This window comes from Streptococcus sp. oral taxon 071 str. 73H25AP (genome assembly GCF_000146755.1).
GTDB lineage: Bacteria > Bacillota > Bacilli > Lactobacillales > Streptococcaceae > Streptococcus > Streptococcus oralis_T.
The window spans coordinates 1,560,604-1,583,728 of sequence record NZ_GL397254.1 but is presented as its reverse complement, the minus strand read 5'-3'; the positions used below and the strand labels follow the sequence as shown (position 1 = coordinate 1,583,728).

Below are 23,125 nucleotides of genomic sequence, written 5' to 3'. Positions count from 1 at the left end.
AAGACAATGACGGAAGTAAAAAGACATGTAGAAATCGCAGGTTATGGCATTTGCCTTCCAAAGCATACCGTCCAATTCAAAGACCAAACCCGTTATCGTGTAGTTGAAAATGAAGAAACGCAACTTGACTTGGCAGAAGGAGCTATCCACCATGCACTTGAACATGCAAATTTGGATATTAAAGATATCGATTGCCTTGTATCAGCTAGTGCAGTTGGTGTTCAGCCTATTCCTTGTACGGCTGCCTTGATTCATGAGCGCGTGGCAAAAGGACTCTCAATTCCAGCAATGGACATCAATACGACCTGTACCAGCTTTATTTCTGCTCTATCGACTATGTCCCACTTGATTGAGGCGGGCGAATACGGTCGTGTCTTGATTGTATCCAGTGAGGTTGGTAGTTTAGGGCTCAATCCCAAGCAAAAAGAAAGTTTTGAACTCTTTAGTGATGGGGCGGCAGCCTTTATTTTCCAAAAAAGTCATCAAGAAAAAGGGGTCATTGCTAGTCTCCAACGTACTTGGTCGGAAGGAGCTCACGATACGGAGATTCGTGGAGGTCTGACTTCTTTTCAACCAAAAGAGTACTCTGAAGCGACTAAGACCAACTATATGTTTGACATGAAGGGGAAGAAAATCCTCCTCTTGTCTGCTCGCAAGATCCCAGTCATGTTTGAAGAGTTTCAAGAAAAAACACGGCTAGCCTTGGCAGACGTGGACTATATCATTCCTCACCAAGCAAGTCGTGCTCTTCCTCTGGTCATGGAAAAACTAGGTGTGGCCGAGGATCAGTACCTCAATCTCGTCACTGACTATGGAAATATGGTGTCAGTCTCTGTACCGTTTGGATTGGCTTATTCTTTAGATCATGGGCTGGTCAAGGAGGGAGATGTCATCTACCTTATGGGGACTGCAGCTGGTATGACGGTCAATATGTTGGCTCTAAAATTGTAACAATTATCTAAATACGGAACGGCTGGAACTTTAGAAAAGGTAAAAGGTTGCTATCTACCCCTGAACTGAGGTATACTAGTAGAAATATTAGTTTATCAAGCGGTGAGGGAGAATGTTAGAAAAGGAAGGGGATGTATGACAACTAGAAAAATGCAGCTACTCATGTCCAAATATGGTTTTAGCATTACCATCATGTTGGCAGAGTTGTTTATCGTCTTTGGTTTATTTCTCTATCTAGGGCAGATGGCACCGATTGTTTGGATTATCCTAGTCATTTTAGTGAGTTTAGCGACTATTGTATCAATTGTCAATCGGTCTATGAATCCTGAGAGTAAGGTAACATGGCTGTTAGTAGCCTTTGTGCCAGTATTTGGTCCCTTGCTCTATATCATGTTTGGAGAACGCCGTTTATCTAAAAAAGAATTGAAGCAACTAAAGCAGCTCCAATCAATGGTTGATCGAGAGGACAATAGCAGAGCTCTTCGTTTGGAGTTAAAGGAACAAGACAAGTCAGCTTACGGGGTTATCAAATCTCTCCTCAGCATGGACACAAATGCAGATGTCTATAATCGAACGGATACCCATTTTTTCCCTTCAGGGGAAAGCATGTGGGGTCAGATGCTAGAGGATCTCAAGAAAGCGGAGAAATTTATCTTTCTCGAATACTATATCATCGAAGAAGGTTTGATGTGGAATAGTATTTTAGAGATTTTGGAAGAAAAGGCAGCTCAAGGAGTAGAGGTGAAGCTCCTCTATGATGATATTGGTTGTATGGCAACCTTGCCTGGAGATTATACCATCCAGCTTCGTGGTCGAGGGATTGAAGCCCATAAATTTAACAAGGTGATTCCACGCTTGACTGTTGCTTATAACAACCGTGATCACCGTAAAATCATGATTATCGATGGTCAAATTGCCTATACAGGTGGTGCCAATCTGGCCGATGAGTATATCAACCATATCGAACGCTTTGGTTACTGGAAGGATAGCGGTATTCGCCTGGATGGATCGGCGGTTAAGGCTTTTACTAGACTCTTTTTGTCAACCTGGTATATCAACCGTGGGGAAATTAGCGACTTTGACCAATACCATCTCGAAAATCAACCCAAAGATGGGATGGGGCTCTGTATTCCCTATAGTAGTGGACCAAAACCCATCTACCGAGCCCAGGTTGGAAAAACGGTCTATCAAAACCTTATCAATCAATCCACAGACTATGTTTATATCACGACTCCCTATCTGATTGCTGACTATGATCTAACTGAAAGTATCAAAAATGCGGCTCTGAGAGGGGTAGATGTGCGAATTGTGACGCCTTGTATCCCAGATAAGAAGGTTATTCAGTTAGTTACTCGAGGAGCCTATCCAGACTTGCTATCTGCGGGGGTTCGAATTTATGAGTATAGCCCGGGATTCCTTCATAGCAAGCAAATGCTTGTCGATGGAGAGGCAGCTACTGTGGGAACCATCAATTTTGACTATCGGAGTTTGCTTCACCACTATGAAAATGCCGTCTTGCTTTATAGGACGCAGTCCATCATCGATATTGAAAGGGATTTCGAAGAGATTTTTAAAGTTTCTCAAGAAATTTATCCCCACACCATCAAAACAAGCTGGTATCAAAGCCTGATCAAGGAAATTGTCCAGTTGTTTGCGCCTATGCTCTAACTATCCATCAGGATCTAGCCCAAGGCTGGATCTTTTTTGTCTTCTTACGAATAGATAAGTAAAGGAGAAAACCATGCTTAATCTAGAAGATGATGATTTTATCAGAGAGTATAGAAATAGTCGATTCCACCGTTTTCGTGAAATCGAACGCTTTGCGCTATTGGATAAGAAATTCAGCAAATATCAATCCCAAGCTGACATTCCTGTAAGATTTTGATATACTAAAACAGATAAACTTAGAGGAGAAATTGAATGAATGTATACGGGAAAATAGATGAGAAACAAGAAAAATCTCATTACCAAGACTGGTCCGTTCCAGAAAAGCGAGAAGGAGCTCCGATTCCCTTTTTTAGTATCTTGCTTTGGAGTTTAGTGGCTACAGCTATTTCTGTGGTTATCCCCCTTATTTTTGGTTTAGTAAGCCCGCAACAAACTCAGGATCTTTATACTGGTTGGGCCTTGCATCAAAATGGTCAAATGTATACCGATTATTTTGGGACGGAGGGATTGCTCTATTACCTGCTTGCCTATCTTTCACAAGGCAGTATTCTGATTGCTTTGGTTGAGTGGTTGGCCTTGTTTGGAGCAGGCGTTTTTCTTTTTAAATCTGCGGATACTCTTACAGGCCGTGTAGAAGAAGCCAAGCAGCTTGTGTTTGTGTTTAATCTGTTGGTAGCAGGTCTCGCTTTTGGTGGTGGCTATGCTCTCTTGCTAGCCTTGCCTTTCCTATTTTATTCATTGAGTATCGTTACAAATTATCTAGCTTTTCCAAAGGATGACAAAGGATTTTTACGTGTTGGTATGAGCCTTGCACTTGCTTTCTTCCTTGCGCCAATCCCAACAGCCTTATTTGCAGCTACACTAGCCTTGGGAATTATCGGCTTTAACTTAGGCAAAGGTCGCTTTGTTCATGGTTTATATCAATTTTTTGCGTCAGCCTTAGGGTTCTCACTCTTATTCTATCCTTTGGGCTACTATACAGTATTAACAGGTAGTTTTGGGGATGCCATTAGCCAGACCTTGTATCCGGTAAATACTCTTAGCCTCTTTTCAAATGCGCATTTGCTTGAAAATACAGCCTTCTACGGCTTACTTGCCATTGGGCTAGGTTCCCTTACTTTACTCTTTTCTGGTTTGTTCCAGTCAAAACCAGCTAAGCAGTATTCCCTATCAATTGCTGCTAGTTTGGGCTTATTGCTTTCTTTGGGGCTCTTGATTTTCTCAAAAGAACCTGTCAACGGTACTCATCTCGTTGCTCTCCTTCCTTTCTTGACCCTACTCCTTCTGACAGGGATTAAAGAAAATGTTTCTGATGGAGGCAGTCGTCGTAGAAGAAGACGTGAGAATAAAGCCACTTTCCTCAAAGGAAATTTCTATCTACCACTGATTGCCCTTGTCTACCTCATTGTTCTCCCTATCGCGAGTCGCTACCTTTCGCACCCGGTGACTTATCAGGAGAGAGAGCGACTTGCTAGCGTAGTCAAACAACAAACGAGTTCTGAAGATCGTGTCTATGCATGGGATGATCGTCCAGATTTCTATCGTACAAGCGAACGCTTGGCACCGACCTCTCTAGTGACGCCAACACTTTATACTGCAAGTGACGAAAATAAAACCAAACTGATGAATGACCTGAAAGAGAATGAACCGAAGATGATTATGGTCAATCAAAAAGTTGCCTTGTGGTCAGATGTAGAGAGCTGGCTCAGTGAAAACTATGAGCTTGTTCAGACAGATACTAGCGAGTTGAAGCTTTATAAATTCAAATAACAAAATCAATATCTTGTGGAATTTTAAAAATTTTAGGATTTTTAACACAAGATATTGATTTTTATTTTTAGAGTGGTATAATACTTCATAGAACAACATTTTAGAAAAGAGCATGGATATGATTGTATTAGAAGAAAAGCTTGCAACCGTTCCCACCTTGTTCGTTGAAAAACGAGATGGTAGACGTGTAGTATTTGATGTAGACAAGATTGACAAGGCTCTCCACAAGGCGGCGGAAAAGGTTATGGACGTTACGCCTCTAGTAGAAAAACGCCTAAATGGTCTAGTTGAAAGAATCGTTACCGAAATTCACAGTCGTTTCCCTAAAGGTGTGAAGATTTATGAGATTCAGAATATCGTAGAACATGAACTTCTCGAAGCCAAAGAATATGCCTTGGCTGAAGAGTATATCACTTATCGGACACAGAGGGATTTTGAGCGCTCAAAAGCGACAGATATCAACTTTAGCATTCATAAACTTCTCAATAAAGATCAAGCAGTTGTCAATGAAAATGCCAATAAAGACAGCGATGTCTTCAACACTCAACGTGATTTGACAGCAGGGATTGTAGGGAAATCAATCGGATTGCAAATGCTTCCTAAGCATGTAGCCAATGCTCACCAAAAAGGGGATATCCACTATCATGACTTGGACTACAGCCCCTATACACCTATGACCAACTGCTGTTTGATTGATTTTAAAGGCATGTTGGAAAATGGCTTTAAAATTGGTAATGCAGAGGTAGAGAGTCCCAAGTCTATCCAGACTGCGACAGCTCAGATTTCACAAATCATCGCCAACGTTGCTTCTAGCCAGTACGGGGGCTGTTCAGCTGACCGTATTGATGAAGTCTTGGCGCCTTATGCAGAGAAGAATTACCAAAAGCACCTCAAAGATGCAGAAGAATGGGTCTTGCCTGAAAAACGGGATGATTATGCTTGGCAGAAAACCCAAAAAGACATCTATGATGCCATGCAATCTCTTGAGTATGAAATCAACACTCTCTTCACTTCAAATGGACAGACACCTTTTACTTCGCTAGGTTTTGGTCTGGGAACCAATCGTTTTGAACGGGAAATTCAAAAAGCTATCTTGACCATTCGTATCAAGGGTCTTGGCTCAGAACACCGCACAGCCATCTTCCCTAAACTCATCTTTACGCTTAAAAGAGGCCTTAACTTGGAAGAAGGGGCTCCAAACTATGACATCAAACAGTTGGCCCTCGAGTGTGCGACCAAGCGGATGTACCCGGATGTCTTATCCTATGATAAGATTATCGAGTTGACTGGTTCTTTCAAGGTTCCTATGGGCTGCCGTTCTTTCCTCCAAGGATGGAAGGATGAGAATGGCGTAGAAGTCAATTCTGGTCGGATGAATCTAGGTGTTGTGACGGTCAACCTTCCTCGCATTGCCCTTGAGTCTGAGGGCGACATGAATAAGTTCTGGGAAATCTTCAACGAGCGGATGAACATTGCGGAGGATGCTCTAGTTTACCGTGTTGAACGGACCAAGGAAGCAACACCAGCAAACGCCCCTATTCTCTATCAGTACGGGGCCTTCGGACACCGTCTTGGAAAAGACGAGAGCGTTGATCAGCTCTTTAAGAATCGTCGTGCGACAGTTTCGCTGGGCTACATTGGTTTGTACGAGGTAGCGACGGTCTTCTTTGGCAATAGCTGGGAACATAATCCAGAAGCCAAGGAATTCACGCTTGACATCATTCGCGATATGAAACGTCGGGTGGAAGAGTGGTCTGACCAATATGGCTATCATTTCTCTATCTACTCAACACCGTCTGAAAGTCTAACAGATCGCTTCTGTCGCTTGGATACAGAAAAGTTTGGTTCTATTCCTGACATCACGGATAAGGAATACTACACCAACTCTTTCCACTACGATGTCCGGAAAAATCCAACACCGTTTGAAAAATTAGACTTTGAGAAAGTTTATCCAGAAGCAGGTGCGTCAGGTGGTTTTATCCACTATTGTGAGTATCCAGTTCTTCAACAAAATCCTAAGGCCCTGGAAGCTGTTTGGGACTATGCCTATGACCGTGTCGGTTATCTAGGGACCAATACTCCGATTGACCATTGTTATAAGTGTGACTTTGAAGGGGATTTTGAACCGACAGAGAGGGGCTTTGCTTGTCCCAACTGTGGGAATAGCGACCCTAAAACAGTAGATGTAGTCAAACGAACTTGTGGCTATCTAGGCAACCCTCAAGCGCGTCCAATGGTTAACGGACGCCACAAGGAAATCGCTGCGCGGGTCAAACACATGAATGGCTCAACCATTAAAACGGCAGGACATGAAGTAACAAATTAGAAGGAAACGCAATGGGGAAATACCAATTAGACGATAAGGGACGTGCTCAAGTGACTCGTTATCACGAGAAACACTCTAAAGGTGGAACAGGCAAAAAAGAACGCTTGCACGACCTCAGAGAACAGTTTTTAAACAAGAACAAGAAAAAGTGAGAGTCCGCTCTCGCTTTTCTCATAGTGGGAGGTAAGGATGGAACTACGCAGACCGATATTGGCGGACAAAGAAACAGTTTTAGAGATGATGGCAGAGTTTGAACAAGCACAGTCGCCTCACGACGGTGGTTTCTGGGATACAGAAAATTTTTCTTATGAGGAATGGCTGGATAGTAATCAGGATAAAGAAATGGGAATAAACTTGCCTGAAAATCGCGTTCCATCAATTCAGTTCGTATTGTTTGATGATGTAGGTCGTGCTCTAGGATTTTTGAATCTGCGATTGTCCTTGAATGACAAATTATTTGTGGAAGGCGGTCATATTGGCTATTCTATCCGTCCCAGTCAACGAGGCAAAGGATATGGGAAGGAGCAGTTGAGATTAGGACTAGCGGAGGCTCGAAAGCAAGGATTGGAACGAGTGCTGATTACCTGCGATGAAGACAACGAAGCCAGCCGCCGCACGATTCTCTCCGCTGGCGGTGTTTACGAAAATACAATCGATAGAAGTCAGCGCTATTGGATAGATTTGGAGTAGAAGGATGACATGGAATACACCAAAACCAGGTGAATGGAAAAGTGAAGAACTCAGTAAAGGGCGGATTATTGATTACAAGGCCTTTAACTTTGTCGATGGAGAAGGTGTGCGAAACTCTCTCTATGTATCAGGTTGCATGTTTCACTGCGAAGGGTGCTATAATGTTGCGACTTGGTCTTTCAATGCAGGCATTCCTTATACAGCAGAGTTAGAAGAACAGATTATGGAAGACCTTGCCCAGCCCTATGTTCAAGGCTTGACCCTGTTAGGAGGAGAACCTTTTCTTAATACAGGAATTCTCTTGCCTCTCGTTAAACGCATTCGAAAGGAATTGCCAGACAAAGACATCTGGTCCTGGACGGGCTACACGTGGGAAGAAATGATGCTGGAGACTCCAGATAAACTGGAACTCTTATCGCTGATTGATATCCTTGTCGATGGACGGTATGATAAAAGCAAGCGCAATCTCATGCTCCAGTTTCGAGGTTCCTCTAATCAACGGATTATCGATGTGCAAAAATCTCTCAAAAGTGGGCAAGTGGTGATTTGGGACAAGCTTAATGACGGAAAAGAAAGCTATGAACAGGTGAAGAGAGAATGAAGAAAAAAGACCTGATAGAACAACTGGTTTCAGAGATTGAAACGGGAAGGGTTAGGACGCTGGGGATTTACGGTCATGGAGCTTCAGGCAAGTCAACCTTCGCTCAGGAATTATATCAGGCCCTAGATTCTACTACAGTAAATTTACTAGAAACAGATCCCTATATCACTTCAGAACGTCACCTGGTAATACCAAAGCAAGCACCTGATCAAAAGGTAACAGCTTGTCTGCCAGTGGCGCATGAACTGGCAAGTTTACAGAGAGATATTCTCGCCTTGCAGGCAGGTATGGATGTCTTAACAATCGATGAACCGTGGAAGGCTAGCGAGGTCTTGTCTGGAGCCAAACCGATTCTGATTGTCGAAGGGATGTCTGTGGGTTTTCTACCCAAGGAACTCTTTGACAAAACTATCTGTTTCTACACGGATGAGGAGACCGAATTAAAGAGGCGCTTAGCTCGAGATACGACTATGAGAAATCGCGATGCATCTTTTGTATTGGCTAGCCATCAGATGAGACGGGAGCAGTATCTGCGATACTATAGAGAAACCGAGTCTAAAGCGGACATTTTAGTAGATCAATCAGAAGATACATTCAAGGTCAAAATGACTCGTATTGTATAGAAGAAAAGATTGATTTTTATAGACGTAAATCCGTAATCTCGGAAAGATAAAAATAGAAAACAGTTTCATCCCAAAAAAACGAAAAAACCTAACAAATCCCTTGCAATCGCAGGGGCTTTGTGTTATTCTATTATGGTGCTGTAAAATACAGCCTTAGCTTTGATGCAAGAGGTTGCGACACGCTCGGTTGCATTGCCACGCAACGCGCGTCGGTTTTCTTGTGGAGCTAGCCTATTATCTTAAATAGACGAAAAGGAGAAAAAGATGGCAAACAAAAAAATCCGTATCCGTTTGAAAGCTTACGAACACCGTACGCTTGACACAGCGGCTGCAAAAATCGTAGAATCAGCTACTCGTACAGGTGCACAAGTTGCGGGGCCAATCCCACTTCCAACTGAGCGTAGCCTCTACACAATTATTCGTGCGACTCACAAATACAAAGACTCTCGCGAACAATTTGAAATGCGTACACACAAACGTTTGATCGATATCGTTAACCCAACTCAAAAAACAGTTGATGCCTTGATGAAATTGGATCTTCCAAGTGGTGTAAACGTAGAAATCAAGCTTTAATCTAAAGCATGATACCTTGAGCATGAAAAACGCTCGTTAAAAACTTTTTGAATAAAAAATATAGAAAAGGAACTATTTTCTCATGACAAAAGGAATCTTAGGGAAAAAAGTGGGAATGACTCAAATCTTCACTGAAGCTGGCGAATTGATCCCTGTAACAGTTATTGAAGCAACTCCAAACGTTGTTCTTCAAGTTAAAACTGTAGAAACAGATGGTTACAACGCTATTCAAGTTGGTTTTGATGACAAACGCGAAGTATTGAGCAACAAACCTGCTAAAGGACATGTAGCGAAAGCTAACACGGCTCCTAAGCGCTTCATTCGTGAATTCAAAAACGTTGAAGGCTTGGAAGTTGGTGCTGAAATCACAGTTGAAACATTCGCAGCTGGAGACGTTGTTGACGTAACTGGTACTTCTAAAGGTAAAGGTTTCCAAGGTGTTATCAAACGCCACGGACAATCACGTGGACCAATGGCTCACGGTTCTCGTTACCACCGTCGTCCAGGTTCTATGGGACCTGTTGCACCTAACCGCGTGTTCAAAGGTAAAAACCTTGCAGGACGTATGGGTGGCGACCGCGTGACAATTCAAAACCTTGAAGTTGTACAAGTTGTTCCAGAAAAGAACGTTATCCTTATCAAAGGTAACGTACCAGGTGCTAAGAAATCTCTTATCACTATCAAGTCAGCAGTTAAAGCTGGTAAATAATAAGGAAAGGGGAATACAGTCAAAATGGCAAATGTAACATTATTCGACCAAACTGGTAAACAAGCTGGCGAAGTTGTTCTTAACGATGCAATCTTTGGTATTGAACCAAACCAATCTGTTGTGTTTGATGTGATCATCAGCCAACGTGCTAGCCTTCGTCAAGGAACTCACGCAGTTAAAAATCGCTCAGCTGTTTCAGGTGGCGGACGCAAACCATGGCGTCAAAAAGGAACTGGACGTGCTCGTCAAGGTTCTATCCGCTCTCCACAATGGCGTGGTGGTGGAACTGTCTTCGGACCAACTCCACGTAGCTATGCGTACAAACTTCCTCAAAAAGTTCGTCGCCTTGCGCTTAAATCTGTTTACTCAGAAAAAGTTGCTGAAAACAAATTTGTAGCCGTTGATTCTCTTGAATTTACAGCTCCAAAAACTGCTGAATTTGCAAAAGTTCTTGCAGCTTTGAGCATCGATTCTAAAGTCCTTGTTATTCTTGAAGAAGGAAACGAATTCGCAGCTCTTTCAGCTCGTAACCTTCCAAACGTGAAAGTTGCGACTGCTACAACTGCAAGTGTTCTTGACATCGCAAATAGTGACAAACTTCTTGTTACTCAAGCAGCTATCTCTAAAATCGAGGAGGTTCTTGCATAATGAATTTGTATGATGTTATCAAAAAACCTGTTATCACTGAAAGCTCAATGGCTCAACTTGAAGCAGGAAAGTATGTATTTGAAGTTGACACTCGTGCACACAAACTTTTGATTAAGCAAGCTGTTGAAGCTGCTTTTGAAGGTGTTAAAGTTGCAAATGTCAACACAATCAACGTAAAACCTAAAGCTAAACGTGTTGGACGTTACACTGGTTTTACTAACAAAACTAAAAAAGCTATCATCACTCTTACAGCTGATTCAAAAGCAATCGAGTTGTTTGCTGCTGAAGCTGAATAATCTAAGGAGGAAATATCGTGGGAATTCGTGTTTATAAACCAACAACAAACGGTCGCCGTAATATGACTTCTTTGGATTTCGCTGAAATCACAACAAGCACTCCTGAAAAATCATTGCTTGTTGCTTTGAAGAACAAGGCTGGTCGTAACAACAACGGTCGTATCACTGTTCGTCACCAAGGTGGTGGGCACAAACGCTTCTACCGTTTAGTTGACTTCAAACGCAACAAGGACAACGTTGAAGCAGTTGTTAAAACAATCGAGTACGATCCAAACCGTTCTGCAAACATCGCTCTTGTACACTATACAGACGGTGTGAAAGCATACATCATCGCTCCAAAAGGTCTTGAAGTTGGTCAACGTATCGTTTCAGGCCCGGAAGCAGATATCAAAGTCGGAAACGCTCTTCCACTTGCTAACATCCCAGTTGGTACTTTGATCCACAACATCGAGTTGAAACCAGGTCGTGGTGGAGAATTGGTCCGTGCAGCTGGAGCTTCTGCTCAAGTATTGGGTCAAGAAGGTAAATACGTTCTTGTTCGTCTTCAATCTGGCGAAGTTCGTATGATTCTTGGAACTTGTCGTGCTACAGTTGGTGTTGTCGGAAACGAACAACATGGACTTGTAAACCTTGGTAAAGCAGGACGTAGCCGTTGGAAAGGTATCCGCCCAACAGTTCGTGGTTCTGTAATGAACCCTAACGATCACCCACACGGTGGTGGTGAAGGTAAAGCACCAGTTGGTCGTAAAGCGCCATCTACTCCATGGGGCAAACCTGCTCTTGGTCTTAAAACTCGTAACAAGAAAGCGAAATCTGACAAACTTATCGTTCGTCGTCGCAACGAGAAATAATAGTAAACTAGTCGCTTAAGCAACTAGGAAATCCGCCAGCTCGGTAGCGCTCCATGTGAGCGCAAGCCGCTGTGGTACAATATTTAAAGGAGAAAACATAAAAATGGGACGCAGTCTTAAAAAAGGACCTTTCGTCGATGAGCATTTGATGAAAAAAGTTGAAGCTCAAGCTAACGACGAAAAGAAAAAAGTTATCAAAACTTGGTCACGTCGTTCAACGATCTTCCCAAGTTTCATTGGTTACACTATTGCAGTTTATGACGGACGTAAACACGTACCTGTTTACATCCAAGAAGACATGGTAGGTCACAAACTTGGTGAATTTGCACCAACACGTACTTACAAAGGTCACGCTGCAGACGACAAGAAAACACGTAGAAAATAAGGAGAACATAAATGGCAGAAATTACTTCAGCTAAAGCAATGGCTCGTACAGTACGTGTTTCACCTCGTAAATCACGTCTTGTTCTTGACAATATTCGTGGTAAAAGCGTAGCCGACGCTATTGCAATCTTGACATTCACTCCAAACAAAGCTGCTGAAATCATCTTGAAAGTTTTGAATTCAGCTGTAGCTAACGCTGAAAACAACTTTGGTTTGGATAAAGCTAACTTGGTAGTATCTGAAGCATTCGCAAACGAAGGACCAACTATGAAACGTTTCCGTCCACGTGCGAAAGGTTCAGCTTCACCAATCAACAAACGTACAGCTCACATCACTGTAGCTGTTGCAGAAAAATAAGGAGGTAACATCGTGGGTCAAAAAGTACATCCAATTGGTATGCGTGTCGGCATCATCCGTGATTGGGATGCCAAATGGTATGCTGAAAAAGAATACGCGGATTACCTTCATGAAGATCTTGCAATCCGTAAATTCGTTCAAAAAGAACTTGCTGACGCAGCAGTTTCAACTATCGAAATCGAACGCGCAGTGAACAAAGTTAACGTTTCACTTCACACTGCTAAACCAGGTATGGTTATCGGTAAAGGTGGCGCTAACGTTGATGCACTCCGTGCAAAACTTAACAAATTGACTGGAAAACAAGTACACATCAACATCATCGAAATCAAACAACCTGATTTGGATGCTCACCTTGTAGGTGAAGGCATTGCTCGTCAATTGGAGCAACGTGTTGCTTTCCGTCGTGCACAAAAACAAGCAATCCAACGCGCAATGCGTGCCGGAGCTAAAGGAATCAAAACTCAAGTATCAGGTCGTTTGAACGGTGCAGATATTGCCCGTGCTGAAGGATACTCAGAAGGAACTGTTCCACTCCACACACTTCGTGCAGATATCGATTACGCTTGGGAAGAAGCAGATACTACATACGGTAAACTTGGTGTTAAAGTATGGATCTACCGTGGTGAAGTTCTTCCAGCTCGTAAAAACACTAAAGGAGGTAAATAACCAATGTTAGTACCTAAACGTGTTAAACACCGTCGTGAATTCCGTGGAAAAATGCGCGGTGAAGCAAAAGGTGGAAAAGAAGTAGCATTCGGTGAATACGGTCTTCAAGCTACAACTAGCCACTGGATTACTAACCGCCAAATCGAAGCTGCTCGTATCGCCATGACTCGTTACATGAAACGTGGTGGTAAAGTTTGGATTAAAATCTTCCCACACAAATCATACACTGCTAAAGCTATCGGTGTGCGTATGGGATCTGGTAAAGGGGCACCTGAAGGTTGGGTTGCACCAGTTAAACGCGGTAAAGTGATGTTCGAAATCGCTGGTGTATCTGAAGAGATTGCACGTGAAGCGCTTCGTCTTGCTAGCCACAAATTGCCAGTTAAAACTAAATTCGTAAAACGTGAAGCAGAATAAGGAGAAGGCATGAAACTTAATGAAGTAAAAGAATTTGTTAAAGAACTTCGTGGTCTTTCTCAAGAAGAACTCGCGAAGCGCGAAAACGAATTGAAAAAAGAATTGTTTGAACTTCGTTTCCAAGCTGCTACTGGTCAATTGGAACAAACAGCTCGCTTGAAAGAAGTTAAAAAACAAATCGCTCGTATCAAAACAGTTCAATCTGAAGCGAAATAATAGACTAGGGAAGGAGAAATTTCAATGGAACGCAATAATCGTAAAGTTCTTGTTGGACGTGTTGTATCTGACAAAATGGACAAGACAATCACAGTTGTAGTTGAAACAAAACGTAACCACCCAGTCTATGGTAAACGTATTAACTACTCTAAGAAATACAAAGCACATGATGAAAACAATGTTGCCAAAGAAGGCGATATCGTACGTATCATGGAAACTCGCCCGCTTTCAGCTACAAAACGTTTCCGTCTTGTAGAAGTTGTTGAAGAAGCGGTTATCATCTAATCAAGCCTGAAAGGAGAAAACTGAAATGATTCAAACAGAAACTCGTTTGAAAGTCGCAGACAACAGCGGTGCACGCGAAATCTTGACTATCAAAGTTCTTGGTGGTTCTAAACGTAAATTTGCGAACATCGGTGATGTCATTGTGGCATCTGTAAAACAAGCTACTCCTGGTGGTGCGGTTAAAAAAGGTGACGTTGTAAAAGCTGTTATCGTTCGCACTAAATCAGGTGCTCGTCGCGCTGATGGTTCATACATCAAGTTTGACGAAAATGCAGCTGTTATCATCCGTGATGATAAAACTCCTCGCGGAACACGTATCTTTGGCCCAGTTGCACGTGAATTGCGTGAAGGTGGCTTCATGAAGATCGTGTCACTTGCTCCAGAAGTACTTTAATTTTTAGAAACAAACTAGTCCCCTAGCTTCAAGCTAGGGTGCCCTTGTGGGCGTAAGAAAAATCAAGGAGAAACCTAATGTTTGTAAAAAAAGGCGACAAAGTTCGCGTAATCGCTGGTAAAGATAAGGGAACAGAAGCTGTTGTCCTTACTGCCCTTCCAAAAGTAAACAAAGTTATCGTTGAAGGTGTTAACATCGTTAAGAAACACCAACGTCCAACTAACGAGCTTCCTCAAGGTGGTATCATCGAGAAAGAAGCAGCTATCCACGTATCAAACGTTCAAGTTTTGGACAAAAACGGTGTAGCTGGTCGTGTTGGTTACAAATTTGTAGACGGTAAAAAAGTTCGCTACAACAAAAAATCAGGCGAAGTGCTTGATTAATCACGAAGGAAAGGAGAAGTATAATGGCAAATCGTTTAAAAGAAAAATATCTTAATGAAGTAGTTCCTGCTTTGACAGAACAATTTAACTACTCATCAGTGATGGCTGTACCTAAAGTAGATAAGATCGTTTTGAACATGGGTGTTGGTGAAGCTGTATCAAACGCTAAAAGCCTTGAAAAAGCTGCTGAAGAATTGGCACTTATCTCAGGTCAAAAACCACTTATCACTAAAGCTAAAAAATCAATCGCCGGCTTCCGTCTTCGTGAAGGTGTAGCGATCGGTGCAAAAGTTACCCTTCGTGGTGAACGTATGTACGAATTCTTGGATAAATTGGTTTCAGTTTCACTTCCACGTGTGCGTGACTTCCATGGTGTTCCAACAAAATCATTTGATGGACGCGGAAACTACACTCTTGGTGTGAAAGAACAATTGATCTTCCCAGAAATCAACTTTGATGACGTTGACAAAACTCGTGGTCTTGACATCGTTATCGTAACAACTGCTAATACTGACGAAGAGTCACGTGCATTGCTTACAGGCCTTGGAATGCCTTTTGCAAAATAATATAGGAGGTAAATCTAATGGCTAAAAAATCAATGATTGCTAAGAACAAACGTCCAGCGAAGTTCTCTACTCAAGCTTATACTCGTTGTGAAAAATGTGGTCGTCCACATTCAGTTTACCGCAAATTTAAACTTTGCCGTGTTTGCTTCCGTGAATTAGCTTACAAAGGACAAATTCCTGGTGTAACAAAAGCATCTTGGTAATATCATGATATAAAGAGCGTAACAACCACAGCAAAAATAGGAAATTTGGTGAAGGAGCGATGCTCCAAAATAAATTTATCTTTTTTGCACAGGTTGTAGCTCGTGTTCAAATAAGAGTTCTCTCATTTGAATGTATCAATACTATCTGAGCCTAGCTCAATCATTAACTAGCAAGTGCAACTTGCAAACTACTAGTAAGAGGAGAAAAACAAAATGGTTATGACTGACCCAATCGCAGACTTCCTAACTCGTATTCGTAACGCTAACCAAGCGAAACACGAAGTACTTGAAGTACCTGCATCAAACATCAAAAAAGGGATTGCTGAAATCCTTAAACGCGAAGGTTTTGTAAAAAACGTTGAAATCATCGAAGATGACAAACAAGGCATCATCCGTGTATTCCTTAAATACGGACCAAACGGTGAAAAAGTTATCACTAACTTGAAACGTGTTTCTAAACCAGGACTTCGTGTCTACAAAAAACGTGAAGATCTTCCAAAAGTTCTTAACGGACTTGGAATTGCTATCCTTTCAACTTCTGAAGGTTTGCTTACTGATAAAGAAGCTCGTCAAAAGAACGTTGGTGGGGAAGTTATCGCTTACGTTTGGTAATATTTAGCTCCCAATTTCTTTGTGACTCTTCGTTATCGTCTCTTGCCTAACCCAAAAAGTTATGCCTGCGAGACGATGCCTAGATTCACTTTGAAATTGAAACCTAAATGTTCCTTTAAATCGAGAAATCGATTTAACCCCGTGAAAACTGGCCGTCAAGGCCTGACAATTTAACAGGAGAAAATAAACATGTCACGTATTGGTAATAAAGTTATCGTGTTGCCTGCTGGTGTTGAAGTCACTAACAATGACAACGTAGTAACTGTAAAAGGACCTAAAGGAGAACTTACTCGTAAGTTCTCAAAAGATATTGAAATTCGAGTGGAAGGTACTGAAGTAACTCTTCACCGTCCAAACGATTCAAAAGAAATGAAAACTATCCACGGAACTACTCGTGCCCTTTTGAATAACATGGTAATTGGTGTATCAGAAGGATTCAAGAAAGAACTTGAAATGCGTGGGGTTGGTTACCGTGCACAACTTCAAGGATCAAAACTTGTTTTGGCTGTTGGTAAATCTCATCCAGATGAAGTTGAAGCTCCAGAAGGGATTACTTTTGAACTTCCAAACCCAACAACAATCGTTGTTAGCGGAATTTCAAAAGAAGTAGTTGGTCAAACAGCTGCTTACGTACGTAGCCTTCGTTCACCAGAACCTTACAAAGGTAAAGGTATTCGTTACGTTGGAGAGTACGTTCGTCTTAAAGAAGGTAAAACAGGTAAATAATGTTGAGTGGTTGATTTTCAACCATCAACCTATTTTCCAATTTTGTGCATAGCACGCGATTTAAAACTAAAGAGGTGAAAACTGTGATTTCTAAACCAGATAAAAACAAACTCCGTCAAAAACGCCACCGTCGCGTTCGCGGAAAACTCTCTGGAACTGCTGATCGCCCACGTTTGAACGTATTCCGTTCTAATACAGGCATCTACGCTCAAGTGATTGATGACGTAGCGGGTGTAACGCTCGCAAGTGCTTCAACTCTTGACAAAGAAGTTTCAAAAGGAACTAAAACTGAACAAGCCGTTGCTGTCGGTAAACTCGTTGCAGAACGTGCAAACGCTAAAGGTATTTCAGAAGTGGTGTTCGACCGCGGTGGATATCTATATCACGGACGTGTGAAAGCTTTGGCTGATGCAGCTCGTGAAAACGGATTGAAATTCTAATAGGAGGACACTAGAAAATGGCATTTAAAGACAATGCAGTTGAATTAGAAGAACGCGTAGTTGCTGTCAACCGTGTTACAAAAGTTGTTAAAGGTGGACGTCGTCTTCGTTTCGCAGCTCTTGTTGTTGTCGGTGACCACAACGGTCGTGTAGGATTTGGTACTGGTAAAGCTCAAGAAGTTCCAGAAGCAATCCGCAAAGCAGTAGAAGATGCTAAGAAAAACTTGATTGAAGTTCCTATGGTTGGAACAACAATCCCACACGAAGTTCTTTCAGAATTCGGTGGAGCTAAAGTATTGTTGAAACCTGCTGTAGAAGGTTCTGGAGTTGCCGCTGGTGGTGCGGTTCGTGCCGTTGTGGAATTAGCAGGTGTGGCAGATATTACATCTAAATCACTTGGTTCTAACACTCCAATCAACATTGTTCGCGCAACTGTTGAAGGTTTGAAACAATTGAAACGCGCTGAAGAAGTTGCTGCCCTTCGTGGTATTTCAGTTTCTGATTTGGCATAAGAAAGGGGATAAAATGGCTCAAATTAAAATTACTTTGACTAAGTCTCCAATCGGACGCATTCCATCACAACGTAAAACTGTTGTAGCACTTGGACTTGGCAAATTGAACAGCTCTGTTATCAAAGAAGACAACGCTGCTATCCGTGGTATGATCACTGCAGTATCTCACTTGGTAACAGTTGAAGAAGTAAACTAATGATTCTTAGGGGATGTGCAGTATACCATCCCCTAAAACTGGATATAGTCATCTATGATGACATCGTATAGGCGAGTTGATAAGGGAGACAACCTTTTCTCCCTTATCGGCGCTAGCATTTTACAAAAGAGGAGAAAATAAAAATGAAACTTCATGAATTGAAACCTGCAGAAGGTTCTCGTAAAGTACGTAACCGTGTTGGTCGTGGTACTTCATCAGGTAACGGTAAAACATCTGGTCGCGGTCAAAAAGGTCAAAAAGCTCGTAGCGGTGGCGGAGTTCGCCTTGGTTTTGAAGGTGGACAAACTCCATTGTTCCGTCGTCTTCCAAAACGTGGATTCACTAACATCAACGCTAAAGAATACGCAATTGTAAACCTTGACCAATTGAACGTCTTTGAAGACGGTGCTGAAGTGACTCCAGTTGTGCTTATCGAATCAGGAATTGTGAAAGCTGAAAAATCAGGCGTTAAAATTCTTGGTAACGGTGAATTGACTAAGAAATTGACTGTTAAAGCAGCTAAATTCTCTAAATCAGCTGAGGAAGCTATCACTGCTAAAGGTGGTTCTGTAGAAGTCATCTAAGAGAGGTGACCCATGTTTTTTAAATTATTAAAAGAAGCGCTCAAGGTTAAACAAGTTCGATCAAAAATTCTCTTTACGATTTTTATCATTCTTGTTTTCCGTATTGGGACAAGTATTACTGTTCCAGGTGTGAATGCGAAAAGTTTGGAAGCTCTCAGCGGATTATCTTTCTTGAACATGCTTAGTCTTGTTTCAGGGAATGCCATGAAGAACTTCTCCGTTTTCGCACTCGGAGTAAGTCCGTATATCACTGCTTCCATCGTTGTTCAATTGCTACAAATGGATATTTTACCGAAGTTTGTAGAATGGGGCAAACAAGGAGAAGTAGGACGGAGAAAACTAAACCAAGCTACTCGATATATTGCACTTGTGCTTGCATTCGTTCAATCTATCGGGATTACAGCAGGGTTTAATACCCTATCTGGAGCGAAATTATTAACGACAGCTTTAACTCCACAGGTTTTTGTTACCATTGGTATTATCCTCACAGCAGGTAGTATGATTGTAACTTGGCTTGGAGAACAAATTACGGATAAAGGATACGGAAATGGTGTGTCTATGATCATCTTTGCAGGTATTGTCGCTTCAATCCCTGAGATGATTAAAGGCATCTATGTTGACTACTTCGTCAATATTCCAAGTAGCCGTTTGACTTCATCTATTATCTTTGTCGTTATTTTGATTATCGCTGTCTTGTTGATTGTTTACTTTACAACCTATGTTCAACAGGCAGAATATAAAATTCCAATCCAATATACAAAAGTTGCTCAAGGTGCCCCATCTAGTTCATACCTTCCATTGAAGGTGAACCCAGCGGGGGTTATCCCAGTTATCTTTGCAAGCTCCATTACAGCAGCACCTGCAGCCATTCTTCAATTTTTGAGTGCTACAGGTCACGATTGGGCTTGGGTACGTACAGCACAGGAAATGTTATCTACAACATCTCCAACAGGTGTTGCTATGTATGCCTTGCTAATCATTCTCTTTACATTCTTCTATACATTTGTACAGATCAATCCAGAGAAAGCAGCAGAAAACTTGCAAAAGAGTGGGGCCTACATTCATGGGGTCCGTCCTGGTAAGGGTACTGAAGAATTCATGTCGAAGCTTCTTCGTCGTCTTGCGACAGTCGGATCACTCTTCCTTGGTGTGATTTCAATTTTGCCGATTGTGGCAAAAGATGTCTTTGGACTTTCAGAAGCAGTTGCTTTTGGGGGAACTAGTCTTTTGATCATTATCTCGACAGGTATCGAAGGAATCAAACAATTAGAAGGTTACCTATTGAAACGTAAGTATGTTGGTTTCATGGACAAAACAGAATAAAAGCAAGATTACTTTTGCTTAGAGAGTGGAGTATGAAGGTCTATCGATTAGAGAGATTTTCGTCTCCCCTCTTCTATTTTGTTTTTAAATAGGGGTTGAAACAAATTTCTGCTTCTATTTAAATACAAAATAAGGAGATCCTATCATGAATCTTTTGATTATGGGCTTACCTGGAGCAGGTAAGGGAACGCAAGCAGCTAAAATTGTGGAGCAATTCCACGTGGCACACATTTCAACTGGAGATATGTTCCGTGCTGCTATGGCTAATCAAACTGAAATGGGTGTACTTGCCAAGTCGTACATTGATAAAGGTGAGTTGGTTCCAGATGAAGTTACAAATGGAATTGTTAAAGAACGCCTTTCTCAGGACGACATCAAGGAAACAGGTTTCTTGTTGGATGGTTACCCACGTACGATTGAACAAGCGCATGCCTTGGACAAAACATTGGCTGAACTTGGTATCGAGCTGGAAGGTGTAATCAACATCGAAGTGAACCCAGACTGTCTCTTGGAACGTTTGAGTGGCCGCATCATCCACCGCGAAACAGGTGAAACCTTCCACAAAGTTTTCAACCCACCAGTTGACTACAAAGAAGAAGATTACTACCAACGCGAAGATGACAAACCTGAGACAGTTAAGCGTCGTTTGGATGTGAATATTGCACAAGGTGAACCAATCATTGCTCACTACCGTGCCAAAGGTTTGGTCCACGATATCGAAGGAAATCAAGATATCAATGATGTGTTCAAAGACATCAAAAAAGTATTGACAAATTTGAAATAAAGCGTTTTTCACACTTGCAAAAAATCGCTACAAATGTTATACTGAGATAGTCTGACTTATAATTGTTGTCTCTATGTTTAGAGGCATCAAATCGAAATTTATGGAGGTGCTTTTGCGTGGCAAAAGACGATGTGATTGAAGTTGAAGGCAAAGTAGTCGATACAATGCCTAACGCAATGTTTACGGTTGAACTTGAAAATGGACATCAGATTTTAGCAACAGTTTCTGGTAAAATTCGTAAAAACTATATTCGTATTTTAGCGGGAGATCGTGTTACTGTCGAGATGAGTCCATATGACTTGACACGTGGACGTATCACTTACCGCTTTAAATAATCGAAAAACTTGGAGGGATAAGAAATGAAAGTAAGACCATCGGTCAAACCAATTTGCGAATACTGTAAAGTAATTCGTCGTAATGGTCGTGTTATGGTAATTTGCCCAGCAAATCCAAAACACAAACAACGTCAAGGATAAGATAGAAAGGAGAAAACATGGCTCGTATTGCTGGAGTTGACATTCCAAATGACAAACGCGTAGTAATCTCATTGACTTACGTTTATGGTATCGGACTTGCAACATCTAAGAAAATTTTGGCTGCTGCTGGAATCTCAGAAGATGTTCGTGTACGTGACCTTACATCAGATCAAGAAGATGCTATCCGTCGTGAAGTGGATGCAATCAAAGTTGAAGGTGACCTTCGTCGTGAAGTAAACTTGAACATCAAACGTTTGATGGAAATCGGTTCTTACCGTGGTATTCGTCACCGTCGTGGACTTCCTGTCCGTGGACAAAACACTAAAAACAACGCTCGCACTCGTAAAGGTAAAGCTGTTGCGATTGCTGGTAAGAAAAAATAATATAGGAGGTAAAAGTCTTGGCTAAACCAACACGTAAACGTCGTGTGAAAAAGAATATCGAATCTGGTATTGCTCATATTCACGCTACATTTAATAACACTATTGTTATGATTACTGATGTGCATGGTAATGCAATTGCTTGGTCATCAGCTGGTGCTCTTGGTTTCAAAGGTTCTCGTAAATCTACACCATTCGCTGCTCAAATGGCTTCAGAAGCTGCTGCTAAATCTGCACAAGAACACGGTCTTAAATCAGTTGAAGTTACTGTAAAAGGTCCAGGTTCTGGTCGTGAGTCAGCTATTCGTGCGCTTGCTGCCGCTGGTCTTGAAGTAACAGCAATTCGTGATGTGACTCCAGTGCCACACAATGGTGCTCGTCCTCCAAAACGTCGCCGTGTATAATCATCGCATTACACTGCTTTTCGTTTAAGAGGGAGTAACTAAATGATTGAGTTTGAAAAACCAAATATAACAAAAATTGATGAAAATAAAGATTATGGCAAGTTTGTAATCGAACCACTTGAACGTGGCTACGGGACAACTCTTGGTAACTCTCTTCGTCGTGTACTACTAGCTTCTCTACCAGGAGCAGCAGTGACATCTATCAATATTGAAGGTGTCTTGCATGAGTTCGACACAGTTCCAGGTGTTCGTGAAGACGTGATGCAAATCATTCTGAACATTAAAGGGATTGCAGTGAAATCATACGTTGAAGACGAAAAAATCATTGAACTTGACGTTGAAGGTCCTGCTGAAATTACAGCTGGAGATATTTTGACTGACAGTGATATTGAGATTGTAAATCCAGATCATTATCTCTTTACAATCGGTGAAGGTTCTTCCCTAAAAGCGACAATGACTGTTAACAGTGGTCGTGGATATGTACCTGCTGATGAAAACAAAAAAGATAATGCACCAGTTGGAACACTTGCTGTAGATTCTATTTATACACCAGTTACAAAAGTCAACTATCAAGTTGAACCTGCTCGTGTAGGTAGCAATGATGGATTTGACAAATTAACCCTTGAAATCTTGACTAATGGAACAATTATTCCAGAAGATGCTTTAGGGCTTTCAGCACGTATCTTGACAGAACATCTTGATTTGTTTACAAATCTTACTGAGATTGCTAAGTCAACTGAAGTGATGAAAGAAGCTGATACTGAATCTGACGATCGTATTTTGGATCGGACGATTGAGGAACTGGACTTGTCTGTGCGTTCATACAACTGTTTGAAACGTGCCGGTATCAATACTGTGCATGATTTGACAGAAAAATCTGAAGCAGAGATGATGAAAGTACGAAATCTTGGACGCAAGAGTTTGGAAGAAGTGAAATTCAAACTCATTGACTTGGGTCTTGGATTAAAAGATAAATAAAGGAGGAATACATGGCTTACCGTAAACTAGGACGCACTAGCTCACAACGTAAAGCAATGCTTCGCGATTTGACAACTGACCTTTTGATCAACGAATCAATCGTGACAACTGAAGCTCGTGCTAAAGAAATCCG

The 23,125-nt window shown here is 41.7% G+C and carries 37 protein-coding genes and 1 pseudogene; all 38 read left to right on the top strand.

Features of this window, described 5'->3' with window-relative positions:
- Positions 1–6: 6 nt before the first annotated feature.
- Entirely contained in the window at positions 7–951 is a 945-nt protein-coding gene (locus tag HMPREF9189_RS09935) for a 3-oxoacyl-[acyl-carrier-protein] synthase III C-terminal domain-containing protein (protein ID WP_000141190.1), read from the top strand.
- Positions 952–1,086: 135 nt separating this feature from the next.
- Positions 1,087–2,619, top strand: coding sequence for a cardiolipin synthase (gene cls / locus HMPREF9189_RS09930; RefSeq protein WP_000213230.1), 1,533 nt, complete (start codon positions 1,087–1,089; stop codon positions 2,617–2,619).
- Between the two features lie 73 nt (positions 2,620–2,692).
- Positions 2,693–2,836 carry a hypothetical protein gene (locus HMPREF9189_RS12450; protein ID WP_000933184.1) on the top strand — a complete coding sequence of 48 codons (144 nt, stop codon included), beginning with the start codon at positions 2,693–2,695 and terminating at the stop codon, positions 2,834–2,836.
- A gap of 35 nt (positions 2,837–2,871) precedes the next feature.
- Positions 2,872–4,389: a hypothetical protein gene (locus HMPREF9189_RS09925; RefSeq protein ID WP_001103723.1), complete on the top strand. Its 1,518-nt coding sequence runs from the start codon at positions 2,872–2,874 to the stop codon at positions 4,387–4,389.
- A 118-nt stretch (positions 4,390–4,507) separates the two neighbouring features.
- Positions 4,508–6,715 carry an anaerobic ribonucleoside-triphosphate reductase gene (gene nrdD, locus HMPREF9189_RS09920; protein WP_000636176.1) on the top strand — a complete coding sequence of 736 codons (2,208 nt, stop codon included), beginning with the start codon at positions 4,508–4,510 and terminating at the stop codon, positions 6,713–6,715.
- Between the two features lie 11 nt (positions 6,716–6,726).
- Positions 6,727–6,867, top strand: coding sequence for a hypothetical protein (locus HMPREF9189_RS09915; RefSeq protein WP_000521622.1), 141 nt, complete (start codon positions 6,727–6,729; stop codon positions 6,865–6,867).
- Positions 6,868–6,904: 37 nt separating this feature from the next.
- Positions 6,905–7,405: a GNAT family N-acetyltransferase gene (locus tag HMPREF9189_RS09910; RefSeq protein WP_000423391.1), complete on the top strand. Its 501-nt coding sequence runs from the start codon at positions 6,905–6,907 to the stop codon at positions 7,403–7,405.
- Positions 7,406–7,409: 4 nt separating this feature from the next.
- Positions 7,410–8,006, top strand: a complete 597-nt coding sequence (nrdG, locus tag HMPREF9189_RS09905; protein ID WP_000220159.1) for an anaerobic ribonucleoside-triphosphate reductase activating protein — start codon at positions 7,410–7,412, stop codon at positions 8,004–8,006.
- The gene (locus HMPREF9189_RS09900) at positions 8,003–8,629 is read left to right on the top strand and encodes a uridine kinase (RefSeq protein WP_000725978.1); all 627 of its coding nucleotides are present in this window, start codon (positions 8,003–8,005) and stop codon (positions 8,627–8,629) included. The genes nrdG and HMPREF9189_RS09900 overlap by 4 nt, the downstream gene beginning before the upstream one ends.
- A gap of 264 nt (positions 8,630–8,893) precedes the next feature.
- The gene (rpsJ, locus tag HMPREF9189_RS09895; protein ID WP_001284513.1) at positions 8,894–9,202 is read left to right on the top strand and encodes a 30S ribosomal protein S10; all 309 of its coding nucleotides are present in this window, start codon (positions 8,894–8,896) and stop codon (positions 9,200–9,202) included.
- 82 nt (positions 9,203–9,284) lie between these two features.
- The gene (rplC, locus tag HMPREF9189_RS09890) at positions 9,285–9,911 is read left to right on the top strand and encodes a 50S ribosomal protein L3 (RefSeq protein WP_000160197.1); all 627 of its coding nucleotides are present in this window, start codon (positions 9,285–9,287) and stop codon (positions 9,909–9,911) included.
- Between the two features lie 24 nt (positions 9,912–9,935).
- Positions 9,936–10,559: a 50S ribosomal protein L4 gene (gene rplD / locus HMPREF9189_RS09885; protein WP_000024550.1), complete on the top strand. Its 624-nt coding sequence runs from the start codon at positions 9,936–9,938 to the stop codon at positions 10,557–10,559.
- On the top strand, positions 10,559–10,855 hold the full coding sequence (locus tag HMPREF9189_RS09880) for a 50S ribosomal protein L23 (RefSeq protein WP_001055347.1): 297 nt from the start codon (positions 10,559–10,561) through the stop codon (positions 10,853–10,855). Before rplD ends, HMPREF9189_RS09880 begins: the two co-directional genes overlap by 1 nt.
- A gap of 17 nt (positions 10,856–10,872) precedes the next feature.
- The gene (gene rplB / locus HMPREF9189_RS09875) at positions 10,873–11,706 is read left to right on the top strand and encodes a 50S ribosomal protein L2 (RefSeq protein WP_000512905.1); all 834 of its coding nucleotides are present in this window, start codon (positions 10,873–10,875) and stop codon (positions 11,704–11,706) included.
- A 103-nt stretch (positions 11,707–11,809) separates the two neighbouring features.
- Positions 11,810–12,091 carry a 30S ribosomal protein S19 gene (rpsS, locus tag HMPREF9189_RS09870; protein WP_000533766.1) on the top strand — a complete coding sequence of 94 codons (282 nt, stop codon included), beginning with the start codon at positions 11,810–11,812 and terminating at the stop codon, positions 12,089–12,091.
- A gap of 11 nt (positions 12,092–12,102) precedes the next feature.
- Positions 12,103–12,447: a 50S ribosomal protein L22 gene (gene rplV / locus HMPREF9189_RS09865; protein WP_000818137.1), complete on the top strand. Its 345-nt coding sequence runs from the start codon at positions 12,103–12,105 to the stop codon at positions 12,445–12,447.
- Positions 12,448–12,459: 12 nt separating this feature from the next.
- Complete coding sequence (rpsC, locus tag HMPREF9189_RS09860) at positions 12,460–13,113, top strand: 30S ribosomal protein S3 (protein WP_000529936.1); 654 nt, start codon at positions 12,460–12,462, stop codon at positions 13,111–13,113.
- Between the two features lie 3 nt (positions 13,114–13,116).
- Positions 13,117–13,530, top strand: a complete 414-nt coding sequence (rplP, locus tag HMPREF9189_RS09855; protein WP_000960947.1) for a 50S ribosomal protein L16 — start codon at positions 13,117–13,119, stop codon at positions 13,528–13,530.
- A gap of 9 nt (positions 13,531–13,539) precedes the next feature.
- On the top strand, positions 13,540–13,746 hold the full coding sequence (gene rpmC, locus HMPREF9189_RS09850; RefSeq protein WP_000772918.1) for a 50S ribosomal protein L29: 207 nt from the start codon (positions 13,540–13,542) through the stop codon (positions 13,744–13,746).
- 24 nt (positions 13,747–13,770) lie between these two features.
- Positions 13,771–14,031: a 30S ribosomal protein S17 gene (gene rpsQ / locus HMPREF9189_RS09845; RefSeq protein ID WP_000440801.1), complete on the top strand. Its 261-nt coding sequence runs from the start codon at positions 13,771–13,773 to the stop codon at positions 14,029–14,031.
- Between the two features lie 25 nt (positions 14,032–14,056).
- Positions 14,057–14,425, top strand: coding sequence for a 50S ribosomal protein L14 (rplN, locus tag HMPREF9189_RS09840; protein WP_000616547.1), 369 nt, complete (start codon positions 14,057–14,059; stop codon positions 14,423–14,425).
- 77 nt (positions 14,426–14,502) lie between these two features.
- Positions 14,503–14,808, top strand: coding sequence for a 50S ribosomal protein L24 (rplX, locus tag HMPREF9189_RS09835; protein ID WP_000497691.1), 306 nt, complete (start codon positions 14,503–14,505; stop codon positions 14,806–14,808).
- 23 nt (positions 14,809–14,831) lie between these two features.
- Entirely contained in the window at positions 14,832–15,374 is a 543-nt protein-coding gene (gene rplE, locus HMPREF9189_RS09830) for a 50S ribosomal protein L5 (RefSeq protein WP_000013542.1), read from the top strand.
- Positions 15,375–15,391: 17 nt separating this feature from the next.
- Complete coding sequence (locus tag HMPREF9189_RS09825) at positions 15,392–15,577, top strand: type Z 30S ribosomal protein S14 (protein ID WP_001085697.1); 186 nt, start codon at positions 15,392–15,394, stop codon at positions 15,575–15,577.
- 213 nt (positions 15,578–15,790) lie between these two features.
- Positions 15,791–16,189: a 30S ribosomal protein S8 gene (gene rpsH / locus HMPREF9189_RS09820; protein WP_000245504.1), complete on the top strand. Its 399-nt coding sequence runs from the start codon at positions 15,791–15,793 to the stop codon at positions 16,187–16,189.
- Positions 16,190–16,378: 189 nt separating this feature from the next.
- On the top strand, positions 16,379–16,915 hold the full coding sequence (rplF, locus tag HMPREF9189_RS09815) for a 50S ribosomal protein L6 (protein WP_000086642.1): 537 nt from the start codon (positions 16,379–16,381) through the stop codon (positions 16,913–16,915).
- Between the two features lie 83 nt (positions 16,916–16,998).
- The gene (rplR, locus tag HMPREF9189_RS09810; protein WP_000624044.1) at positions 16,999–17,355 is read left to right on the top strand and encodes a 50S ribosomal protein L18; all 357 of its coding nucleotides are present in this window, start codon (positions 16,999–17,001) and stop codon (positions 17,353–17,355) included.
- 17 nt (positions 17,356–17,372) lie between these two features.
- Complete coding sequence (rpsE, locus tag HMPREF9189_RS09805) at positions 17,373–17,867, top strand: 30S ribosomal protein S5 (protein ID WP_000874204.1); 495 nt, start codon at positions 17,373–17,375, stop codon at positions 17,865–17,867.
- A 13-nt stretch (positions 17,868–17,880) separates the two neighbouring features.
- Positions 17,881–18,063, top strand: a complete 183-nt coding sequence (gene rpmD, locus HMPREF9189_RS09800) for a 50S ribosomal protein L30 (RefSeq protein ID WP_000057241.1) — start codon at positions 17,881–17,883, stop codon at positions 18,061–18,063.
- A 143-nt stretch (positions 18,064–18,206) separates the two neighbouring features.
- Positions 18,207–18,647, top strand: a complete 441-nt coding sequence (gene rplO, locus HMPREF9189_RS09795) for a 50S ribosomal protein L15 (protein WP_000766091.1) — start codon at positions 18,207–18,209, stop codon at positions 18,645–18,647.
- Positions 18,648–18,659: 12 nt separating this feature from the next.
- Entirely contained in the window at positions 18,660–19,970 is a 1,311-nt protein-coding gene (secY, locus tag HMPREF9189_RS09790) for a preprotein translocase subunit SecY (RefSeq protein ID WP_000465388.1), read from the top strand.
- A 145-nt stretch (positions 19,971–20,115) separates the two neighbouring features.
- Positions 20,116–20,754 (top strand): adenylate kinase, encoded by a 639-nt coding sequence (locus HMPREF9189_RS09785; RefSeq protein ID WP_001050434.1) that lies wholly within the window; start codon positions 20,116–20,118, stop codon positions 20,752–20,754.
- Positions 20,755–20,870: 116 nt separating this feature from the next.
- A complete protein-coding gene (infA, locus tag HMPREF9189_RS09780; RefSeq protein WP_001029883.1) occupies positions 20,871–21,089 on the top strand; it encodes a translation initiation factor IF-1 in 219 nt (72 codons plus the stop codon).
- 24 nt (positions 21,090–21,113) lie between these two features.
- The gene (gene rpmJ / locus HMPREF9189_RS09775; RefSeq protein ID WP_001808836.1) at positions 21,114–21,230 is read left to right on the top strand and encodes a 50S ribosomal protein L36; all 117 of its coding nucleotides are present in this window, start codon (positions 21,114–21,116) and stop codon (positions 21,228–21,230) included.
- Positions 21,231–21,247: 17 nt separating this feature from the next.
- Positions 21,248–21,613, top strand: a complete 366-nt coding sequence (rpsM, locus tag HMPREF9189_RS09770) for a 30S ribosomal protein S13 (RefSeq protein WP_000090781.1) — start codon at positions 21,248–21,250, stop codon at positions 21,611–21,613.
- Between the two features lie 17 nt (positions 21,614–21,630).
- Positions 21,631–22,014 (top strand): 30S ribosomal protein S11, encoded by a 384-nt coding sequence (gene rpsK, locus HMPREF9189_RS09765; protein WP_001118385.1) that lies wholly within the window; start codon positions 21,631–21,633, stop codon positions 22,012–22,014.
- A gap of 42 nt (positions 22,015–22,056) precedes the next feature.
- Positions 22,057–22,992, top strand: coding sequence for a DNA-directed RNA polymerase subunit alpha (locus tag HMPREF9189_RS09760; protein ID WP_000568992.1), 936 nt, complete (start codon positions 22,057–22,059; stop codon positions 22,990–22,992).
- Between the two features lie 11 nt (positions 22,993–23,003).
- A pseudogene (locus HMPREF9189_RS0102245) lies at positions 23,004–23,125 on the top strand (L17 family ribosomal protein); the annotation flags it as partial.

Coding starts and splice junctions, on each gene's coding strand:
- HMPREF9189_RS09935 (WP_000141190.1), top strand. CDS start 7: ATGACGGAAGTAAAAAGACATGTAGAAATCGCAGGTTATGGCATTTGC.
- cls (WP_000213230.1), top strand. CDS start 1,087: ATGACAACTAGAAAAATGCAGCTACTCATGTCCAAATATGGTTTTAGC.
- HMPREF9189_RS12450 (WP_000933184.1), top strand. CDS start 2,693: ATGCTTAATCTAGAAGATGATGATTTTATCAGAGAGTATAGAAATAGT.
- HMPREF9189_RS09925 (WP_001103723.1), top strand. CDS start 2,872: ATGAATGTATACGGGAAAATAGATGAGAAACAAGAAAAATCTCATTAC.
- nrdD (WP_000636176.1), top strand. CDS start 4,508: ATGATTGTATTAGAAGAAAAGCTTGCAACCGTTCCCACCTTGTTCGTT.
- HMPREF9189_RS09915 (WP_000521622.1), top strand. CDS start 6,727: ATGGGGAAATACCAATTAGACGATAAGGGACGTGCTCAAGTGACTCGT.
- HMPREF9189_RS09910 (WP_000423391.1), top strand. CDS start 6,905: ATGGAACTACGCAGACCGATATTGGCGGACAAAGAAACAGTTTTAGAG.
- nrdG (WP_000220159.1), top strand. CDS start 7,410: ATGACATGGAATACACCAAAACCAGGTGAATGGAAAAGTGAAGAACTC.
- HMPREF9189_RS09900 (WP_000725978.1), top strand. CDS start 8,003: ATGAAGAAAAAAGACCTGATAGAACAACTGGTTTCAGAGATTGAAACG.
- rpsJ (WP_001284513.1), top strand. CDS start 8,894: ATGGCAAACAAAAAAATCCGTATCCGTTTGAAAGCTTACGAACACCGT.
- rplC (WP_000160197.1), top strand. CDS start 9,285: ATGACAAAAGGAATCTTAGGGAAAAAAGTGGGAATGACTCAAATCTTC.
- rplD (WP_000024550.1), top strand. CDS start 9,936: ATGGCAAATGTAACATTATTCGACCAAACTGGTAAACAAGCTGGCGAA.
- HMPREF9189_RS09880 (WP_001055347.1), top strand. CDS start 10,559: ATGAATTTGTATGATGTTATCAAAAAACCTGTTATCACTGAAAGCTCA.
- rpsS (WP_000533766.1), top strand. CDS start 11,810: ATGGGACGCAGTCTTAAAAAAGGACCTTTCGTCGATGAGCATTTGATG.
- rplV (WP_000818137.1), top strand. CDS start 12,103: ATGGCAGAAATTACTTCAGCTAAAGCAATGGCTCGTACAGTACGTGTT.
- rplP (WP_000960947.1), top strand. CDS start 13,117: ATGTTAGTACCTAAACGTGTTAAACACCGTCGTGAATTCCGTGGAAAA.
- rpmC (WP_000772918.1), top strand. CDS start 13,540: ATGAAACTTAATGAAGTAAAAGAATTTGTTAAAGAACTTCGTGGTCTT.
- rpsQ (WP_000440801.1), top strand. CDS start 13,771: ATGGAACGCAATAATCGTAAAGTTCTTGTTGGACGTGTTGTATCTGAC.
- rplN (WP_000616547.1), top strand. CDS start 14,057: ATGATTCAAACAGAAACTCGTTTGAAAGTCGCAGACAACAGCGGTGCA.
- rplX (WP_000497691.1), top strand. CDS start 14,503: ATGTTTGTAAAAAAAGGCGACAAAGTTCGCGTAATCGCTGGTAAAGAT.
- rplE (WP_000013542.1), top strand. CDS start 14,832: ATGGCAAATCGTTTAAAAGAAAAATATCTTAATGAAGTAGTTCCTGCT.
- HMPREF9189_RS09825 (WP_001085697.1), top strand. CDS start 15,392: ATGGCTAAAAAATCAATGATTGCTAAGAACAAACGTCCAGCGAAGTTC.
- rpsH (WP_000245504.1), top strand. CDS start 15,791: ATGGTTATGACTGACCCAATCGCAGACTTCCTAACTCGTATTCGTAAC.
- rplF (WP_000086642.1), top strand. CDS start 16,379: ATGTCACGTATTGGTAATAAAGTTATCGTGTTGCCTGCTGGTGTTGAA.
- rpsE (WP_000874204.1), top strand. CDS start 17,373: ATGGCATTTAAAGACAATGCAGTTGAATTAGAAGAACGCGTAGTTGCT.
- rpmD (WP_000057241.1), top strand. CDS start 17,881: ATGGCTCAAATTAAAATTACTTTGACTAAGTCTCCAATCGGACGCATT.
- rplO (WP_000766091.1), top strand. CDS start 18,207: ATGAAACTTCATGAATTGAAACCTGCAGAAGGTTCTCGTAAAGTACGT.
- secY (WP_000465388.1), top strand. CDS start 18,660: ATGTTTTTTAAATTATTAAAAGAAGCGCTCAAGGTTAAACAAGTTCGA.
- HMPREF9189_RS09785 (WP_001050434.1), top strand. CDS start 20,116: ATGAATCTTTTGATTATGGGCTTACCTGGAGCAGGTAAGGGAACGCAA.
- rpmJ (WP_001808836.1), top strand. CDS start 21,114: ATGAAAGTAAGACCATCGGTCAAACCAATTTGCGAATACTGTAAAGTA.
- rpsM (WP_000090781.1), top strand. CDS start 21,248: ATGGCTCGTATTGCTGGAGTTGACATTCCAAATGACAAACGCGTAGTA.
- HMPREF9189_RS09760 (WP_000568992.1), top strand. CDS start 22,057: ATGATTGAGTTTGAAAAACCAAATATAACAAAAATTGATGAAAATAAA.